The following is a 2,182-nucleotide window of genomic DNA, read 5'->3' on the forward strand; positions in this document are numbered from 1 at the left end:
GTAACAGTAACAGTATATGTTCCGGCAATCAAACCAGAAGCCGTAGCAGTAGTTTGAACAGGAGAAGTATTCCAGCTGTAAGAGTAAGAAGTAGTTCCTCCAGTTGCAGAAGCAGTAGCAGCACCATTATTTCCACCAAAGCAAGAAACATTAGTAGGAGTTCCGATAGTAGCAACTAAAGCAGCAGGTTGAGAAATAGTTACAGAGTTGGTTTTAGAAAAACAATTGTCAGTAACAGTAAGAGTATATGTTCCAGCAGGAAGATTAGAAACATTTTCAGAAGTACCAACTTCAATGTTGCTTGCATTTTTCCAAGAATAAGTTACCGTTCCAACAGCATTAGTTACAGCACCAGCAGTTACAGATCCTGTACTAGCTAGATAACAAGCAGCATCAGTTTTAGAAGAAGCGGCAAGTGTGAAATTAGGATTTACAGTAACAGTAACATTAAACGAATTACCTGTACATGTCCCTGATTTTGGAGTTACACTATATAATACATTTATAGGCGCGTTAGTTGAATTAGTTAAAGTTCCACTAATGTTCGTCGCGTTTGTCCCTGCAGTGGTTCCTGTAATTCCTGTAACAATAGGAGCAGTCCAAGTATAAGTAGTTCCAGTAGGAACAACTTCTGAACCACCATTTGTTGGTGAAACATTGAATATACTTCCGCTACAAATAGTTGCAGTTTTATTAGCTATTATTGGTGTAGTACAACAAGATTCAACGGTTATTATTTTTGTTTCAGTGTCAGTATCAGTATCAATATCAGTAACTTTCAGGCTAACGGTTTTTGAACCTCCTGAAGTATATGTTACAGTATGTGGTCCTGCAGTATTTGCCGTAGCAGGACTTGCTCCTGTACCAAAATTCCATAAATAAGCTAATGTCCCATCACCTCCAGTAGAAGAATTAGTAAAAATAACTTGTTCAAAAGTACCTCCAGTACAGCTAATATTAGATGTGAAATTAACTGCTAAAGGTGTGTTGACGATTATTGTGTTAGGTAAATTTTCTGCAGCACATTTACTTTGTTGAGTTGCGCATCCAGGTGTAGATGAGCCACCAGGGGTTTGCCATGCTAAATAAATATCTTTTAATGTTAAAAAATTTCCACACGTATAAGATGGCAATGGCATCATTCTGTAATTTCCTACAGATATTTGACGATTGTCTCCAACGGTAATTTTGTTGGTGGTTCCATCTGATATGATGTTACCGTTTTGGTCAATTTCGTCAGCCCCTCTATACATGTTGAATTGCATGTACAAAGCATACTTAGAGCTTGCTTTTGTTATTTGTACCCATAAATATTGACCAGCAATTGGTTCGCCTGTATTACAAGTGGTTAACCTAGTTCCATTTGCGTCCGCAATGTAAACTTCTCCAATTTCTACGTCATTGGCTTGACAGCCAGTTGGTGAACATAAAGGAGAATTTGAAGGTGTAAGATTTGCTATTATTGTTTGAGAAAACCCAATCGTTGTCGAAAACAACAAGATTAAAAAAGCTAAAAATCGAATAAAAGTAATTTTTTTCATGATTTCTTATTTATTTTATTTTGAGAAAAAAAATATAATTATATAAATTAGTTTTCTTTTTTTAGTAAAATCTAAGTATTATTTACTAAAACTAATTAGAATGATTTAATTATGATTTTTTTTTCTACAACTAACCTAAATACTCGTTGAAATGTATTTTTTTTAAGGAAAATTTAGTTTTTAAATTAAAAAAATTAACAATTAATTTGTTTTTTTTAACAGTCAGAATGGTAGAGCTTATTAGATTTAACTTAATTTTTTAGGATTTTAATTTGATTACCTAATTAAGCTTATTATAATTTTATGTTTATTCCTAAAATAAATAAACCTCGAAAGTGAGACTCCCGAGGTTTAATTTATTGAATAGGATTAACTATTTCAAGTCACAAAAGATATTACAAAGCAGTAATAATAAATTCACTTCTTCTGTTAAGTTGGTGTTCTTCTTCGGAACAAATTACATCATCAGCGCATTTGTTTACCAGTTGAGTTTCACCATATCCTTTACCTGTTAATCTGCTTGTATCAATTCCATTTTTAACTAACCAGTTAATGGTTGATTTAGCTCTTCTTTCAGATAATGCTTCATTGTATTTGAAGGTTTGTCTGCTGTCAGTATGCGAACGGATGTCAATTTTCAT

At 33.3% G+C, this 2,182-nt stretch carries 2 protein-coding genes; both read right to left on the reverse strand.

Going from position 1 to position 2,182, the window contains the following annotated elements; all coding sequences use genetic code 11:
- Nucleotides 1-1,541 (reverse strand): PKD-like domain-containing protein (locus ACNQF8_RS15275; RefSeq protein ID WP_417983546.1); only part of this gene is annotated, 1,541 nt, incomplete at its 3' end.
- Nucleotides 1,542-1,936: 395 nt separating this feature from the next.
- Nucleotides 1,937-2,182: OmpA family protein (locus ACNQF8_RS15280; RefSeq protein ID WP_417953925.1), on the reverse strand; the 246-nt coding region annotated here is incomplete at its 5' end.

Source organism: Flavobacterium labens (genome assembly GCF_048286755.1).
GTDB lineage: Bacteria > Bacteroidota > Bacteroidia > Flavobacteriales > Flavobacteriaceae > Flavobacterium.